13 protein-coding genes are annotated in these 15,382 nt (G+C 60.0%); 6 read left to right on the forward strand and 7 right to left on the reverse strand.

Going from position 1 to position 15,382, the window contains the following annotated elements; translation table 11 throughout:
• Positions 1–5: 5 nt before the first annotated feature.
• Together QMX97_RS22715 and QMX97_RS22720 are read right to left on the reverse strand one after the other, a co-directional pair.
• Positions 6–1,187 carry an amino acid ABC transporter permease gene (locus tag QMX97_RS22715; RefSeq protein WP_065907020.1) on the reverse strand — a complete coding sequence of 394 codons (1,182 nt, stop codon included), beginning with the start codon at positions 1,185–1,187 and terminating at the stop codon, positions 6–8.
• Positions 1,188–1,259: 72 nt separating this feature from the next.
• Positions 1,260–2,291: an amino acid ABC transporter substrate-binding protein gene (locus QMX97_RS22720; protein WP_016974565.1), complete on the reverse strand. Its 1,032-nt coding sequence runs from the start codon at positions 2,289–2,291 to the stop codon at positions 1,260–1,262.
• Positions 2,292–2,636: 345 nt separating this feature from the next.
• Here QMX97_RS22720 and QMX97_RS22725 point away from each other — a divergent pair, with 345 nt between their 5' ends.
• Together QMX97_RS22725 and rhlB are read left to right on the forward strand one after the other, a co-directional pair.
• Positions 2,637–3,293 (forward strand): alpha/beta hydrolase, encoded by a 657-nt coding sequence (locus tag QMX97_RS22725; protein WP_106805098.1) that lies wholly within the window; start codon positions 2,637–2,639, stop codon positions 3,291–3,293.
• Positions 3,294–3,388: 95 nt separating this feature from the next.
• Positions 3,389–4,858, forward strand: a complete 1,470-nt coding sequence (gene rhlB, locus QMX97_RS22730; RefSeq protein ID WP_282397656.1) for an ATP-dependent RNA helicase RhlB — start codon at positions 3,389–3,391, stop codon at positions 4,856–4,858.
• Positions 4,859–5,124: 266 nt separating this feature from the next.
• On the opposite strand, the gene moaE is transcribed toward rhlB, so the two are convergent.
• The 5 genes from moaE to QMX97_RS22755 all read right to left on the reverse strand — a co-directional run bounded on the left by moaE (position 5,125) and on the right by QMX97_RS22755 (position 9,325).
• On the reverse strand, positions 5,125–5,577 hold the full coding sequence (gene moaE, locus QMX97_RS22735) for a molybdopterin synthase catalytic subunit MoaE (protein ID WP_120447668.1): 453 nt from the start codon (positions 5,575–5,577) through the stop codon (positions 5,125–5,127).
• A 2-nt stretch (positions 5,578–5,579) separates the two neighbouring features.
• On the reverse strand, positions 5,580–5,822 hold the full coding sequence (gene moaD, locus QMX97_RS22740; protein WP_065907037.1) for a molybdopterin converting factor subunit 1: 243 nt from the start codon (positions 5,820–5,822) through the stop codon (positions 5,580–5,582).
• A complete protein-coding gene (moaC, locus tag QMX97_RS22745) occupies positions 5,819–6,292 on the reverse strand; it encodes a cyclic pyranopterin monophosphate synthase MoaC (protein WP_065907039.1) in 474 nt (157 codons plus the stop codon). The genes moaD and moaC overlap by 4 nt, the downstream gene beginning before the upstream one ends.
• Positions 6,293–6,457: 165 nt before the next feature.
• Positions 6,458–7,852: a PhoH family protein gene (locus tag QMX97_RS22750; RefSeq protein WP_017135209.1), complete on the reverse strand. Its 1,395-nt coding sequence runs from the start codon at positions 7,850–7,852 to the stop codon at positions 6,458–6,460.
• A gap of 348 nt (positions 7,853–8,200) precedes the next feature.
• Positions 8,201–9,325: a polysaccharide deacetylase family protein gene (locus tag QMX97_RS22755; RefSeq protein ID WP_282397655.1), complete on the reverse strand. Its 1,125-nt coding sequence runs from the start codon at positions 9,323–9,325 to the stop codon at positions 8,201–8,203.
• A gap of 151 nt (positions 9,326–9,476) precedes the next feature.
• Here QMX97_RS22755 and yaaA point away from each other — a divergent pair, with 151 nt between their 5' ends.
• From yaaA to QMX97_RS22775, 4 genes are all read left to right on the forward strand, one after another.
• Positions 9,477–10,256, forward strand: coding sequence for a peroxide stress protein YaaA (gene yaaA / locus QMX97_RS22760; RefSeq protein ID WP_106805102.1), 780 nt, complete (start codon positions 9,477–9,479; stop codon positions 10,254–10,256).
• Between the two features lie 890 nt (positions 10,257–11,146).
• Positions 11,147–12,463 carry a nucleotide sugar dehydrogenase gene (locus QMX97_RS22765; RefSeq protein ID WP_065907093.1) on the forward strand — a complete coding sequence of 439 codons (1,317 nt, stop codon included), beginning with the start codon at positions 11,147–11,149 and terminating at the stop codon, positions 12,461–12,463.
• A gap of 105 nt (positions 12,464–12,568) precedes the next feature.
• Positions 12,569–14,050 carry a mannuronan synthase gene (alg8, locus tag QMX97_RS22770; protein ID WP_162946061.1) on the forward strand — a complete coding sequence of 494 codons (1,482 nt, stop codon included), beginning with the start codon at positions 12,569–12,571 and terminating at the stop codon, positions 14,048–14,050.
• Positions 14,051–14,088: 38 nt separating this feature from the next.
• Positions 14,089–15,255, forward strand: coding sequence for an alginate biosynthesis protein Alg44 (locus tag QMX97_RS22775; protein ID WP_065907047.1), 1,167 nt, complete (start codon positions 14,089–14,091; stop codon positions 15,253–15,255).
• Positions 15,256–15,382: the final 127 nt, after the last annotated feature.

The following is a 15,382-nucleotide window of genomic DNA, read 5'->3' on the forward strand; positions in this document are numbered from 1 at the left end:
TTTCCTCACCGCTCGATCAGCGCAATGCGCTTGTTGTACCAGTTCATCAGCAGGGAAATGCTGATGCTGATCGCCAGGTACACGCTCATGGTGATGGCAATGACTTCGATGGCCTGGCCGGTCTGGTTGAGCACCGTGCCGGCAAACAGCGAAACCATTTCCGGGTAGCCGATACCGGCGGCCAACGACGAGTTTTTCGCCAGGTTCAGGTATTGGCTGGTCAACGGCGGAATGATCACCCGCAGGGCCTGCGGGATGATGACCTTGCGCAGCGTCGGCCCGGGGCGCAGGCCCAGGGAGCGCGCGGCTTCGGTCTGGCCGTGGCTGACGGACTTGATGCCCGAGCGCACGATCTCGGCGATAAACGCTGCCGTGTACACGGTAAGCGCCAGGGTCAGGGCCAGCAGCTCAGGAATCAGGACCCAGCCACCGACGAAGTTGAACCCTTGCAGCTTGGGCATTTCCCAGTGCAGCGGCGCGCCGAAGATCAAGGCACACAACGCCGGGATCACGATGAACAGCGCCAGGCCGGCCCAGAATTTATGGAACGGTACGCCGGTCGCCTCAAAGCGCTTGTTGGCCCACCGGGCCATCAGCACGATCGCCACAATAGCCACGACGATGCTCGCCACAAACGGCCAGAAGCCGTCGGCGGCCAGTGCTGCCGGCATGTTCAGGCCACGGCTGCTGACAAAGAAGGTGTCGCCGAAGTTATGGCTGTTGCGCGGCCCCGGCATGGTCAGGAACACCGCGAAATACCAGAACAGGATCTGCAGCAACGGCGGAATGTTGCGGAACACTTCCACATACACGGTCGCCAGCTTGTTGATCATCCAGTTCGGCGACAGCCGTGCCACGCCGATGATGAAACCGAGCAGCGTCGCCAGGATCACGCCGATGAAGGTCACCAGCAAGGTATTGAGCAAGCCGATCACAAAGACCCGGGCATAGCTGTCCGATTCGGTGTAGTCGATCAGGTGCTGCGCGATGCCGAAGCCGGCACTGCGCTCAAGAAAGTCGAAACCCGAGGTGATGCCCCGGTGCTGAAGGTTGGTCTGGGTGTTGTTGAAGAGGTACCAGCCCAGCGAGACCACCGCCACAATCGTGATGATCTGGAAGAGCCACGCACGCACTTTGGGATCGCTGAAGCTGAGCTTCTGCTTTGGTGCGCCGATTTGATTTTGCATGAAGTGCCCCGGAAATAATGGAACAGAACATCACCCGGCGGTTGGCCCACCGGGTGACAGAACCATCAGCGATCAGCGCACAGGGGGTGCGTATTGAATGCCACCGTTGTTCCACAGCGCGTTCAGGCCACGGTCGATTTCCAGCGGGGTGCTCTTGCCCAGGTTGCGCTCGAACATTTCACCGTAGTTACCGACTTGCTTGACGATCTGCACGACCCAGTCTTTCTTCACTTTCAGGTCTTTGCCGTACTCGCCATCAGCACCCAGCAGACGGGCGACGTCCGGGTTCTTGGTGGACTTGGCTTCAGCCTCGACGTTTTTGGAAGTGATGCCGGCTTCTTCAGCGTTGAGCATGGCGTAGCCCACCCAGCGCACGATGGCCAGCCACTCGTCGTCGCCGTTACGCACGACCGGGCCCAATGGCTCCTTGGAAATGGTTTCCGGCAGAACCACGTAGTCCTTCGGCGAAGCCAGCTTGCTGCGCTGGGCGAACAGTTGGGACTTGTCGGAGGTCAGGACGTCGCAACGACCGGATTCCAGCGACTTGGCGCTTTCATCGGAGGTGTCGAAGGTGATCGGGGTGTACTTGAGGTTGTTGGCGCGGAAGTAGTCGGAAACGTTCAGCTCAGTGGTGGTACCGGCCTGGATGCAGATGGTTGCACCGTCCAGTTCCTTGGCACTTTTCACGCCCAGCTTGTTGTTTACCAGGAAGCCGATGCCATCGTAGTAAGTGATGAAGCCTGGGAATTTCAAGCCCATGCCCGCATCGCGAGAGCTGGTCATGGTGGTGTTACGCGAGAGGATGTCGACTTCGCCAGACTGCAGCGCGGTGAAACGCTCCTTGGCATTCAACTGGCTGAACTTGACCTTGGTCGCGTCGCCGAAAACGGCAGCGGCCACAGCGCGGCAAACGTCAGCATCGATCCCCAGGATCTTGCCGCTGGCATCCGGTACCGAGAAACCCGGCAGACCGTCACTCACGCCACATTGCACAAAGCCTTTCTTCTGCACGGCGTCCAGGGTGGCGCCTGCTTGGGCGAAACCGCTGACACCCAGTACAGCCGCCGCGCAAACGATGGCCAGGGTGGATTTCAATACCTTCATTCAAACCTCCAGTTGCTCTTGTTGTGTCGGAGCTCGAACCTCAGCGCACCCTTATGAGGCGATATTGACCCGTGTTGGCTTTTTTTGGGGTCAAGCAGCATGAGACTGTCGCAGTAATTCCAGTTGCTATCCCACGAGCGGCAGTCACTGATAGTGTTACCGTCCTGAGATAGTTCTGACATCGACCTACACATAGCAAGGCGCGTACCAGAGTGATGGCTGAGTCGTTTCAGCCCATGGTCAATAGGAAAAGATTCAACCTTGCGACATTCTCTTAACAGATCAACTCACTGCGCACCGTTCCGACGCACCCAATCGGAGCGCACGCACATTAATGGAGCAGACATGACCGAACCCTTGATTCTTCAGCCCGCCAAGCCCGCAGACGCCTGCGTAATCTGGTTGCATGGCCTGGGTGCCGATCGCTACGACTTTATGCCGGTAGCCGAAGCCCTGCAGGAAAGCCTGCTGACCACGCGCTTCGTCTTGCCCCAGGCGCCGACACGCCCGGTGACCATCAATGGCGGCTACGAGATGCCGAGCTGGTACGACATCAAGGCCATGAGCCCGGCCCGTTCGATCAGCCTGGAAGAGCTGGAAGTGTCGGCCAACATGGTCACGGATCTGATCGAAGCGCAGAAGAGAACCGGAATAGACGCCTCTCGGATTTTCCTCGCCGGTTTTTCCCAAGGTGGCGCCGTGGTTTTCCACACGGCGTTTATAAATTGGCAGGGGCCCTTGGGCGGCGTCATCGCCCTCTCCACCTACGCGCCGACTTTCGGCGACGAGCTGGAATTGTCTGCCAGCCAGCAACGCATTCCCGCCCTGTGCCTGCATGGCCAGTACGACGACGTGGTGCAGAACGCCATGGGCCGCAGCGCCTTCGAGCATTTGAAGAGCCGTGGTGTCACCGTGACATGGCAGGAATACCCAATGGGCCACGAAGTGTTACCTCAAGAGATACACGACATCGGTGCCTGGCTGGCCGCTCGCCTGGGCTGAAACCAGCGTTTATGTAGCCGTATGACAGACGCACTACGCCGCGCCCGATTCTTGCATTACACTGGCCGGCGTATATTCCTTAACCAATTAATGAGATCACCGTGCTCAAAGCACTCAAGAAGATGTTCGGCAAAAGCGAGGCTGAGCCGCTCGCGCCTGTTCCCAGTGCTCCTGTCCCGACTGCCGGCAGCCGCAATGACGGTAAACAGCCCGGCCGGACCGCACCTGTCGCCCAGCCGAAGAAGCCGACGGTGACGCCACCTGAACCGGCAGCACCGGTCGAGGCCGCTATTGCGCCAGTCGCGCCAAAGCCGCGGCGCGAACGCGCACCCAAACCGGCGGTCATCCCCTGGAAACTCGAAGACTTCGTGGTCGAGCCACAGGAAGGCAAGACCCGCTTCCACGACTTCAAGCTGGCCCCGGAACTGATGCACGCCATCCAGGACCTGGGTTTCCCGTACTGCACGCCGATCCAGGCGCAGGTGCTGGGCTTTACCCTCGCGGGCAAGGACGCCATCGGCCGCGCCCAGACCGGCACCGGCAAGACCGCCGCGTTCCTGATCTCGATCATCACCCAGTTGCTGCAGACGCCGCCGCCCAAGGAACGCTACATGGGTGAGCCGCGCGCGCTGATCATCGCGCCGACCCGCGAGCTGGTGGTGCAGATCGCCAAGGACGCTGCCGACCTGACCAAGTACACCGGCCTCAACGTCATGACGTTTGTCGGCGGCATGGATTTCGACAAGCAGCTCAAGCACCTCGAAGCACGGCATTGCGACATTCTGGTGGCCACGCCTGGCCGCCTGCTGGACTTCAACCAGCGCGGCGACGTGCACCTGGACATGGTCGAAGTGATGGTGCTGGACGAAGCCGATCGCATGCTCGACATGGGTTTCATCCCACAAGTGCGTCAGATCATTCGCCAGACTCCGCCGAAAAGCGAACGCCAGACCCTGCTGTTCTCCGCCACCTTCACCGAAGACGTGATGAACCTCGCCAAGCAATGGACCACCGACCCGTCCATCGTCGAGATCGAAGCGGAAAACGTGGCCAGCGAAAACGTCGAACAGCACATCTATGCCGTGGCCGGCGCCGACAAGTACAAGCTGCTCTACAACCTGGTCAACGACAACGGTTGGGAGCGCGTGATGGTGTTCGCCAACCGCAAGGACGAAGTGCGCCGCATCGAAGAGCGCCTGGTGCGCGATGGCGTCAACGCCGCGCAACTGTCCGGCGATGTGCCGCAACACAAGCGCATCAAGACCCTGGAAGGCTTTCGCGAAGGCAAGATCCGCGTGCTGGTGGCCACCGACGTGGCCGGGCGTGGTATCCACATCGACGGCATCAGCCACGTGATCAACTTCACCCTGCCGGAAGTGCCGGATGACTACGTGCACCGTATCGGTCGCACCGGTCGCGCGGGCGCTGCGGGGGTGTCGATCAGCTTTGCCGGCGAGGACGACTCGTATCAGTTGCCGTCGATCGAGACCTTGCTGGGCCGCAAGATCAGCTGCGAGACGCCGCCGACGCACTTGCTGCGCGCCGTTGAGCGCAAACGCCCTTAAACCTGCCCCCCTGCAGGCGCTGGCTTGCCAGCGCCTGCACACGCCGCGTACCCAAGACTAGCCTCGATACAATTCCCCCAGGATGGGTTGCCGAATTCTCGAGGCCTCGTCTCTGAATGACTGGTAATAGTCGAAACTGCTGGCCGGCATATCCAGCACGCTGCTGCTCGTATCGTACGACTGGCTTTGGGTCGACTCACCAGCCCCCGCATTGAACGCGGGCGGGCCCGCATCGGACGAGAATTCAGTAAAGTGCACTCATGCACTTACACCTTCCAGCGATCCGCCGCCGCATGATCACTGTCCCGCCCTTCCACCCACCGCGGCCCTTCGCTGGTATTTTCCTTCTTCCAGAACGGCGCGCGGGTCTTGAGGTAGTCCATCACAAACGCACAGGCATCAAACGCCGCCTGGCGATGGGCACTGGCAGCCGCGACGAACACGATGGGCTCGCCAGGCTCCAGGGCGCCGATGCGGTGCAGCACTTCCAGCTTGAGCAGCGGCCAGCGCTGCTCAGCCTCGACGGCGATCTTGGCCAGGGCTTTTTCGGTCATGCCGGGATAGTGCTCGAGGAACATCCCCGCCACATCGAGGCCATCGTTGAAATCGCGCACATAGCCGACAAAGCTCACCACTGCGCCGACGCCGACATTGGCGGCGTGCATGGCGTTGACTTCGGCGCCGGGGTCAAAGGGCTGGGCCTGCACACGAATGGCCATGCTCAGCCTCCGGTCACGGGCGGGAAGAACGCCACTTCGTCGCCGGCCTGCAACGGCTCGTCGAGGGTGCACAGTTCCTGGTTGCGCGCGCACATCAGGCTGGTTTCGTTCAACACCGCGAATTCGGGATCGCCCGCTAATGCCTGGCGCACAGCCTCGACGGTGGCAAAATCGCCTTCCATCTCCAGGGAGTCCAAACCGATCACTTCGCTGTAGCGCGCAAAAAACAGTACGTTGATGCTCATGCCTGGTCCGCCTTGAAATGCCCGCTTTTACCGCCGAGCTTTTCCAGCAGGCGGATGCTTTCGATGGTCATGCCGCGGTCCACCGCCTTGCACATGTCGTAGATCGTCAGTGCCGCGACGCTGGCGGCGGTGAGGGCTTCCATCTCCACGCCGGTCTGGCCGGAGAGTTTGCAGCGCGCGAGGATATGCACCACGTCCACGCCCTCGGCGCTGAGCTCGACCTTGACGCCGGTGAGCATCAGCGGGTGGCACAGGGGGATCAGGTCACTGGTTTTTTTCGCCGCCTGGATCCCGGCGATGCGGGCCACGGCAAACACGTCGCCCTTGGGATGGGCGCCGTCGACAATCATTTTCAGGGTCTCGGGCAGCATGCGCACCCGCGCTTCAGCCACCGCCTCACGGAACGTCACGGCTTTGTCGGTGACGTCGACCATATGGGCGCGACCTTGGGAATCGAGATGAGTCAGCACAGCGGTACTCCTGATCAGGAGCGTCGATTGTAAACCCAACGCAGATCAAAAGGTGGGAGCTGGCTTTTGTGGGAGTCGGGCTTGCCCGCGATGCAGGCACCTCGGTATGTCAGTTACACCGAGGTGATGCTATCGCAGGCAAGCCAGCTCCCACATTGACCGTGGTTACAGGTGGGATTCGGCGTATTCGGCCAGAATCGAACGTGGGACACCCTGCAGGGCGATGTGCACGCCGTTCGGGAAGTCCTTGAAGCGTTCCGTCAGGTAAGTCAGCCCGGAGCTGGTCGCGGACAGGTAAGGGGTGTCGATCTGTGCCAGGTTGCCCAGGCACACCACTTTGGAACCGGCGCCGGCACGGGTGATGATGGTTTTCATCTGGTGCGGGGTGAGGTTCTGGCATTCATCGATCAAAATCAGGCTTTGCTGGAAGCTGCGACCTCGGATGTAGTTGAGGGATTTGAACTGCAACGGCACTTTGCTGAGGATGTAGTCGACGCTGCCATGGGTGTTTTCGTCATCCATGTGCAAGGCTTCGAGGTTGTCGGTGATCGCCCCCAGCCAAGGCTCCATTTTTTCCGCCTCGGTGCCGGGCAGGAAACCGATTTCCTGGTCCAGGCCCTGCACGCTGCGGGTGGCGATGATGCGGCGATAGCGCTTGGTCACCATGGTCTGCTCGATGGCGGCAGCCAGGGCGAGGATGGTTTTCCCCGAACCCGCGGCGCCGGTCAGGTTGACCAGGTGGATGTCCGGGTCGAGCAGCGCATACAGCGCCAGGCTCTGGTAGATATCACGCGGTTTCAGGCCCCAGGCTTCCTGGTGCAACAGGGGTTCCTGATGCAGGTCGAGGATCAGCAGCTTGTCGACCTGGATTTCTTTGATCCAGCCCACGAAGCCCTGTTCGTCGATGATGAACTCGTTGATGTGCACGGCCGGCAGGTTGTCGATCAACTGCACCTGGTGCCAAGTGCGGCCATGGTCCTGACGGGTTTCAACTTTGCTGACCAGGTCCCAGAAGGAACCCGTCACAGTGTGATACCCACGAGAGAGCATCGACACGTCGTCGACCAGTTGGTCGGTGCTGTAGTCCTCGGCAGCGATCCCACACGCTCGTGCCTTGAGGCGCATATTGATGTCTTTGGTCACCAGCACCAGGCGCAGGTCCTTGTCGCGTGCGTGCAGGTCGATCAATTGGTTGATGATTTTGTTGTCGTTCAGATTTTCCGGCAGCAGGCTGTTGGGCTCGCTGCGCTTGCTCATCAGAATCGACAGCAAGCCCTTGGGCCCGCTTTTGCCGCGCTGGATCGGCACACCGACTTCAACGTCGTCAGGTGACGCTTCGCCCAGGGTCTTGTCGATCAGGCGGATGGCCTGGCGGCATTCGGCAGCCACGCTGTGGTGCCCGCTTTTGAGTTTGTCGAGCTCCTCAAGCACGATCATCGGGATGGCGACGTGGTGTTCTTCGAAGTTAAGCAGTGCGTTCGGATCGTGGATCAGTACGTTGGTATCAAGCACATAAAGGATTGGCTGGTCGGAAGAAGGGTTACGTCCATGATCATCCATACTCGGTCACCTTTGTGGGAGCCAGTCGACGCAATACCGCAACAGTGCTGCGCCTCGATTCGACCACCGACTGCACCTGAGTGACGTCAAGTGCAGTGCCCACATGAGGAGTCTTGGAAGACGCCACCTGTGTTGCAGGTTTCGGCGATCTGACTTCGTAATACCGCAAAACCCATGACAGAAAAAAGCACTTTGACGCATTTTTGAAGTTTATTTTTCAGGATGACGAATAGCACTAGCCGAGTGCCATGGACCCCGTTAAAGTCGGAAGTCCGCCTGCATCGAAATGTCGCACGAAATCACCCCGAAAATGCCGCATCCCCAACAGGGCCGGGCGCTTCGGTCTTTTCAGCGAAACGCCTCCCGGCAGTCCTGCCAACCCAATCCGCTTTGCCCCGTCGCCTGCAATAATATCGGCAACGCCACCCGCGCCTTGTCCTGGGTGTCGTGAAACACAATCACCCCTTTGCGCCACAGCAACATCAACGTCAGCACCCGTTGCGCCGACTCATCGGCCTTGAGCTTGCCCGGTTCGTCCTGGGAATCGATATCCCACAACGCCACTTGCAGGCCCTGGGCCTGGAAGAACCCCTGGCTGTCCGCGCGACGCTGACCGTAGGGCGGCCGAAACAGCGGCAGGTAGTTTTCCGGCATCAGGTTCTGCGCGAGCGAGGCACTGCGGGTAATGGAGCCCTGCCAGTCGACCCAATGGCTATGGGAGCGATACTGCCAGCCTTGGGTGCCGACGCACTGGCCCTGGTACAGCGCCTGCACATCGGCCACCGAGCTGCGCTCGACGCGCGTCTGCAGGCTGCTGCCGAGGACGAAGAAGGTCGCGTTCATCTTCTGCTTGCGCAGGTAATCGGTGAGCCAGTCGGTGTTGCCGCTCACCGGTGCCGGGCCGCCATCGAAGGTCAGCAGGAACAGCCGGTCGTTGAACTCGTCGCCATTGCGCTCGTGATCGCCAAAGCGCGCGATTTCACTGCTGATCTGCGGAAACAGCGCGGCCTTGCGCAGCAGCTCGTCCAGGTAACGTTCGTGGAACGCGTGGCTGGGGCCGGCCCAGCCTATATAGAAGGAGTTTTCGCTGACCTCGAACTTGCCGGCCTGCTCGCGCAGGTCGTCCATGTTTTCCACCAGGTAGCAGAACGAGGCATCTTCCTCGCAGCTTTGCTGGGCGAACGTGTAGTTCTCCAGCAGGCGCTGCCAGAGCTGGCGACGCAAGTCGTCGATGGACGCCATGTTGATGATCTTCAAACCCAGGCGTTGCTTGAGCGCGGCTTCATCCTGATTCTCGCTGGCGAGCAGGCTGTGGGCGAACATCAGGATTTCCGCGCGCGAGGCCACGTCGAACAGCGCCGGGCTGCCGAGATTTTCGGGCCAGGTGCCACGGTCCAGGCTGGCGACATCCACCGGCGCCGCCTGGGCGGTCAGGCAGAGCAGGCAAGCTGATAATAAAAGCGCGATTCGCACCTAGGGTCTCCCTCTCCAGAGTCGTCGGCCACTATAGCCGATACACCCCATCCCACGCCGGCTCCGCAGTTTTGGTGTCTATTGCCTTGATAGGTGGAGTCAAAACGCCCCAGCCCCTAGAATCCCCTCCACGATTACAGGAGCCAACTTCATGCTGATGGTGATTTCCCCCGCCAAAACCCTCGATTTCGAGTCAAAGCCGGTAACCCCGCGCTTCACCCAGCCGCAATACCTTGACCACTCCCAGGAGTTGATCGAGCAATTGCGCGACCTGAGCCCGGCGCAAATCAGCGAGTTGATGCACGTATCCGACAAGATCGGCGGCCTCAACGCCGCGCGCTTTGGCAGTTGGACTCCCGCTTTCACCCCGGACAATGCCAAGCAGGCGCTGCTGGCGTTCAAGGGCGATGTCTACACCGGCCTGAACGCCGAGACCTTCAGCGATGCCGATTTCTCCTACGCCCAGGACCACCTGCGCATGCTCTCGGGCCTTTACGGCCTGCTGCGCCCGCTGGACCTGATGATGCCGTACCGCCTGGAGATGGGCACCAAACTGGCCAACGCCCGTGGCAAGGACCTGTATGCCTTCTGGGGCACCCGCATCAGCGAATGGCTCAACGAAGCCCTGGCCGAACAAGGTGACGACGTGCTGCTCAACCTGGCCTCCAACGAGTACTTCTCGGCGGTCAAGCGCACAGCCCTGAACGCGCGCATCATCAATACCGAGTTCAAGGACCTGAAGAACGGCCAGTACAAGATCATCAGCTTCTACGCCAAGAAGGCCCGGGGCATGATGAGCCGCTTCGTCATCGAGGAGCGCATCAACGACCCGGCCAAGCTCAAGCAATTCGACGTGCAGGGTTATCGCTTCAATGCAGAGCAGTCCAAGCCGGATAACCTGGTGTTTTTGCGCGATCACGCACCGGAATAAGGCCCTGGCAAGCACTCTTGTTTGAATGTGGGAGCTGGCTTGCCTGCGATAGCGATGTATCAGTCGCAGATTTGCCAACTGACCCGACGCTATCGCAGGCAAGCCAGCTCCCACATTTTTGATCACATTCCTCCAAGCATTTCGTCATTATTTTGGCGTCAAAAAATATCTTGACGCATCTCTAACAATTCTTTCACTCGACATTTCCAATTTTTTTTCGTAGTGGCACCACTTTTTTCAAACCGTGGTGGCACAAAACTATCTCTGCGCGCCAACTCCCTACAACTACTGGCCCAAATAGCAAGTGCTATCACTGTACTACCAGTGCCATCTTTTCTAATATTTCAAGAAATTTCGGGAAACAGGATGAGCGGCCCGGAACTTCACCTTAAAGCGCCGCTCATACCACCGGTAACGAAATTCTCTGTTTCTGTAAGAGATGACTTACATAACGATCCACGGAAGTAGCAAAGTTGCCCCATCAACTTTGACTCACGGGTCACATCATCAACTGATATGAGTTGAGGGCGGCGATAAGGATGAATTGCTAACCCCTATAGGCCAAGGCAGCGCTTACCCAAATGTGTCGGTGCCAACGCTCAAGCCATTGATATTAAAGGGCTAACCGCCTCTATCAAGGCTCTACGGCGCCGGCGTCAGGCCCTTCCACCCGGAAGCCTGGCTGCATTTTAGGGCAAGCCCCAATAACAAGGCCAAGTTGCGCACACCTTGAGTGCAATAGTTAGTCACTCACTATTTAACCTGCCTGTACGCGGTAAGTCGGCGTCTATTCGCCCAACTTCCGTGTGAACAGTGACGTTTGCAAACATGAACTCCGGCCATCTATTGGCATGATTAACACCGTCTTCAATGACAAAGAGGTAAATGCGATGCGCATCAGCATATTTGGTCTAGGTTACGTTGGCGCAGTCTGTGCCGGTTGCCTGTCTGCACGTGGCCACGAAGTGGTCGGCGTAGACATCTCCAAGGAAAAGATCGACCTGATCAACGCAGGCAAATCGCCCATCGTTGAGCCGGGTCTGGGCGAACTGTTGAGCCAAGGCATCGCAAACGGTCGACTGCGTGGCACGACCAACTTCGCCGAAGCCATCCGCGATACCGACCTGTCGATGATTTGTGTCGGCACGCCGAGCAAGAAGAACGGCGACCTGGAACTCAACTACATCGAATCGGTATGCCGCGAGATCGGTTTTGTCCTGCGTGACAAGACCACCCGCCACACCATCGTAGTGCGCAGCACCGTGTTGCCGGGCACTGTCGCCAATGTGGTGATCCCGATCCTCGAAGACTGCTCCGGCAAGAAAGCCGGCGTCGACTTCGGCGTCGCGGTCAACCCGGAATTCCTGCGTGAATCCACCGCCATCGCCGACTACGACCTGCCGCCGATGACCGTTATCGGTGAGTTCGACAAAGCCTCCGGCGATGTCCTGCAGTCGCTGTACGAAGAACTCGACGCCCCGATCATCCGCAAGGACATCGCCGTTGCCGAGATGATCAAGTACACCTGCAACGTCTGGCACGCGACCAAGGTCACCTTCGCCAACGAGATCGGCAACATCGCCAAGGCGGTCGGCGTCGACGGTCGCGAAGTGATGGAAGTGGTCTGCCAGGACAAGACCCTCAACCTGTCCCAGTACTACATGCGCCCAGGCTTCGCGTTCGGCGGCTCGTGCCTGCCCAAGGACGTGCGTGCCCTGACCTACCGCGCAGGTTCCCTGGACGTGGAAGCACCGCTGCTCAACTCGCTGATGCGCAGCAACGAATCCCAGGTGCAGAACGCCTTCGACATCGTCGCCGGCCACGACAAACGCAAAGTCGCGCTGCTGGGCCTGAGCTTCAAGGCCGGCACCGATGACCTGCGCGAAAGCCCGCTGGTCGAGCTGGCCGAGATGCTGATCGGCAAAGGCTTCGACCTGAGCATCTACGACAGCAACGTCGAGTACGCCCGTGTCCACGGCGCGAACAAAGACTACATCGAAGGCAAGATCCCGCACGTGTCGTCCCTGCTCAACTCGGACTTCGACGACGTGATCAACAACTCCGACGTGATCATCCTGGGCAACCGCGATGAGAAGTTCCGTGCCCTGGCGCATAACGCCCCGCACGGCAAGCAAGTGGTCGACCTGGTGGGCTTCATGTCCGCAGCCACCAGCGTCAGCGGCCGCACCGAAGGCATTTGCTGGTAACGGAAGAGCAGCGGCAGGTTTCGAGCCGCAAGCTGCAAGTAAAAGCACCGCCCTTGCAGCTTGCGGCTTGCAACCAGCCGCTTTCACCACCTTCGGATGACGCTTATGTCCAAGTTAAAACACGTACTGCTCCAATCCGCCGGCTGGCTGTTCTTTCTGAGCCTGCTGATGGGACTCGCCCTGCTTTTGCCGGCGAGTACGTTCGACTCCGAGTCGAAGAATTTTATTTTCCTGATTGGCGCCGTCGGTATCTGGCGCTACTCGATGGGTGCTACGCATTTCTTTCGCGGCATGCTGTTTTTGTACGTGGTCTACCCGCACCTGCGCCGCAAAGTGCGCAAGTTGGGCAAGGCCGCCGACCCGTCCCATGTGTTCCTGATGGTCACCAGCTTCCGGATCGATGCGCTGACCACCGCGCAGGTCTACAGCTCGGTGATTCGCGAGGCCATCGAATGTGGCTTCCCGACCACCGTGGTCTGCTCGCTGGTGGAAATGTCCGATGAGCTGCTGGTCAAGAGCCTGTGGGAACGCATGAACCCGCCAGACCACGTGAAGCTCGACTTCGTGCGCATCGCCGGTACCGGCAAGCGTGACGGCCTGGCCTTCGGCTTTCGCGCCATCTCCCGTCACCTGCCGGATGACCGTGCGGTGGTCGCCGTGATCGATGGCGACACCGTGCTGGCCGAAGGCGTGGTCCGCAAGACCGTCCCGTGGTTCCAGCTGTTCGGCAATGTCGGCGGGCTGACCACCAACGAGTTCTGCGAAGTACGCGGCGGCTACATCATGAGCGAGTGGCACAAGCTGCGCTTCGCCCAGCGCCACATCAACATGTGCTCGATGGCCCTGTCCAAGCGCGTGCTGACCATGACCGGGCGCATGTCGGTGTTCCGTGCCAGCGTGGTCACCGACCCGGGCTTTATCGCCGACGTGGAAAGCGACTCGCTGCAACACTGGCGCCTGGGCCGCTTCAAGTTCCTGACCGGCGATGACAAGTCCAGCTGGTTCAGCCTGATGCGCCTGGGCTACGACACCTTCTACGTGCCGGACGCCGCGATCAACACCGTGGAACACCCGCCGGAAAAGAGTTTTATCAAGGCCAGCCGCAAGCTGATGTTCCGCTGGTACGGCAACAACCTGCGCCAGAACTCCCGTGCCCTGGGCCTGGGTGTACGCCGGTTGGGCCTGTTCACCAGCATCGTGTTGTTCGACCAGCGCGTGTCGATGTGGACCTCCCTGCTCGGCCTGACCGTGGCAATCATCGCCACCTTCAAGTACGGCGGCGCGTTCATCCTCGCCTACCTGCTGTGGATCGGCATCACCCGCTTGATCCTGACCCTGCTGCTGTCGTGCTCCGGCCACAAGATCGGCCCGGCCTACCCCGTGATTCTCTATTACAACCAGATCATGGGCGCGCTGGTGAAGATCTACGTGTTCTTCCGCCTTGATCAACAGTCCTGGACCCGCCAGGACACCAAACTGACCCGCGATTTGGCCAGCTTTCAACGTTGGTTCAACACCTGGTCGTCTCGGACCATGACCTTCTCCGCCGGCAGCATTTTCGTCGCCGTGTTGCTGATGATGGTCTGACCCTGCCAAGCCTGAATTAACCAAGGAATTACACCGTCATGAACAGCCAAGTAAACGCCAACGTTGTCCACGAGTCCGAAGCCCAGCGCCAACATGCCCGGGTCAAAATCCCGGCCAAGCTGCGCTTCTTCAACACCGACCGCACCCAGACCGAAGCACGGGTGATCGACCTTTCCGCCGGCGGCCTGGCGTTCACCGCCACCCAGCCGTTGACCGTGGGTGAAGTGCACAAGGGCCGCCTGCAGTTCGTCATCGACAACCTTGGCCTGGCCATGGACGTGGAACTGCAAATTCGCTCCTACGACCGCCAGACAGGTCGCACCGGTTGCCAGTTCCAGAACCTCGACGCTCAGGACATCTCGACCCTGCGCCACTTGATCACCTCGCACCTGTCCGGTGACATCGTGACCATGGGCGACGTGCTGGCAACCCTGCAGCGCGACAACTTCACCAAGGCGCGCAAGGTCAAGGACGGCGGCAGCAACATGAGCGCCTTCGGCCGCCTGCGTGCCGTGACCTTCAGCCTGGCGATCTTCCTGGTCGGCCTCGCTGCGTTCGGTTTTGTCTTCAAATCGGTGTACGGCATGTACTTCGTCAGTCACGCCCAGGCGGGCATCGTCAGCGTACCGGGCATGAACGTGACCATGCCGCGCGACGGTACCGTGCAAAGCCTGCTCAAGGGTGATGCGGTCGCTGCCAAAGGCGCGCCACTGGCGACCTTCAGCACCAGCATGCTCGACGTGCTCAAGGGCCACCTGGACGAAGACCAGCTGCAACCGGCCAAAGTCGAAGAGCTGTTCGGCAAGCAAATGACCGGCACCCTGACCTCCCCATGCGATTGCGTAGTGGCCCAGCAACTGGTCGCCGACGGTCAGTACGCCAGCAAAGGCGACGTGATCTTCCAACTGGTGCCACGCGGCAGCCTGGCCAATGTCGAAGCGCGCTTCACCTATCGCCAGTTCGCCGACGTGCGCCCCGGCACTCCAGTGAGCTTCCAGGTCGCCGACGAAGAACAGGTCCGCACCGGCACCATCGTCAGCAGCACCAGCCTGAACAGCGCCGACCTGTCTTCCGACATCCGCGTGCAGATCAAGCCTGATGCGCCGCTGGACAGCACCTACGCCGGTCGCCCGGTGGAAGTGACCAGCGACCGTGGCCCATCGCTGAACTGGCTGATCGACAAAGCCATGGCCAACGGTCTGTAAGCAGAGGACATGCCTGTGATGACTCTCTCAAAAACACCGCAGTCCCTGTGGGAGCGGGCTTGCTCGCGAAAGCAGTGTGTCAGCCAACACATGCATCAACTGACAGGGCCCCTTCGCGAGCAAGCCC

This window comes from Pseudomonas sp. PS01298 (genome assembly GCF_029959745.1).
Lineage (GTDB): Bacteria > Pseudomonadota > Gammaproteobacteria > Pseudomonadales > Pseudomonadaceae > Aquipseudomonas > Aquipseudomonas aylmerensis.

Bases quoted from the DNA above. Each gene is read 5' to 3' on its own strand.
- yaaA (WP_106805102.1), top strand. From the start codon at position 9,477: ATGCTGATGGTGATTTCCCCCGCCAAAACCCTCGATTTCGAGTCAAAG.
- QMX97_RS22765 (WP_065907093.1), top strand. From the start codon at position 11,147: ATGCGCATCAGCATATTTGGTCTAGGTTACGTTGGCGCAGTCTGTGCC.
- moaD (WP_065907037.1), bottom strand. From the start codon at position 5,822: ATGAGCATCAACGTACTGTTTTTTGCGCGCTACAGCGAAGTGATCGGT.
- QMX97_RS22715 (WP_065907020.1), bottom strand. From the start codon at position 1,187: ATGCAAAATCAAATCGGCGCACCAAAGCAGAAGCTCAGCTTCAGCGAT.
- QMX97_RS22720 (WP_016974565.1), bottom strand. From the start codon at position 2,291: ATGAAGGTATTGAAATCCACCCTGGCCATCGTTTGCGCGGCGGCTGTA.
- QMX97_RS22775 (WP_065907047.1), top strand. From the start codon at position 14,089: ATGAACAGCCAAGTAAACGCCAACGTTGTCCACGAGTCCGAAGCCCAG.
- QMX97_RS22750 (WP_017135209.1), bottom strand. From the start codon at position 7,852: ATGGATGATCATGGACGTAACCCTTCTTCCGACCAGCCAATCCTTTAT.
- alg8 (WP_162946061.1), top strand. From the start codon at position 12,569: ATGTCCAAGTTAAAACACGTACTGCTCCAATCCGCCGGCTGGCTGTTC.
- moaE (WP_120447668.1), bottom strand. From the start codon at position 5,577: ATGGCCATTCGTGTGCAGGCCCAGCCCTTTGACCCCGGCGCCGAAGTC.
- QMX97_RS22725 (WP_106805098.1), top strand. From the start codon at position 2,637: ATGACCGAACCCTTGATTCTTCAGCCCGCCAAGCCCGCAGACGCCTGC.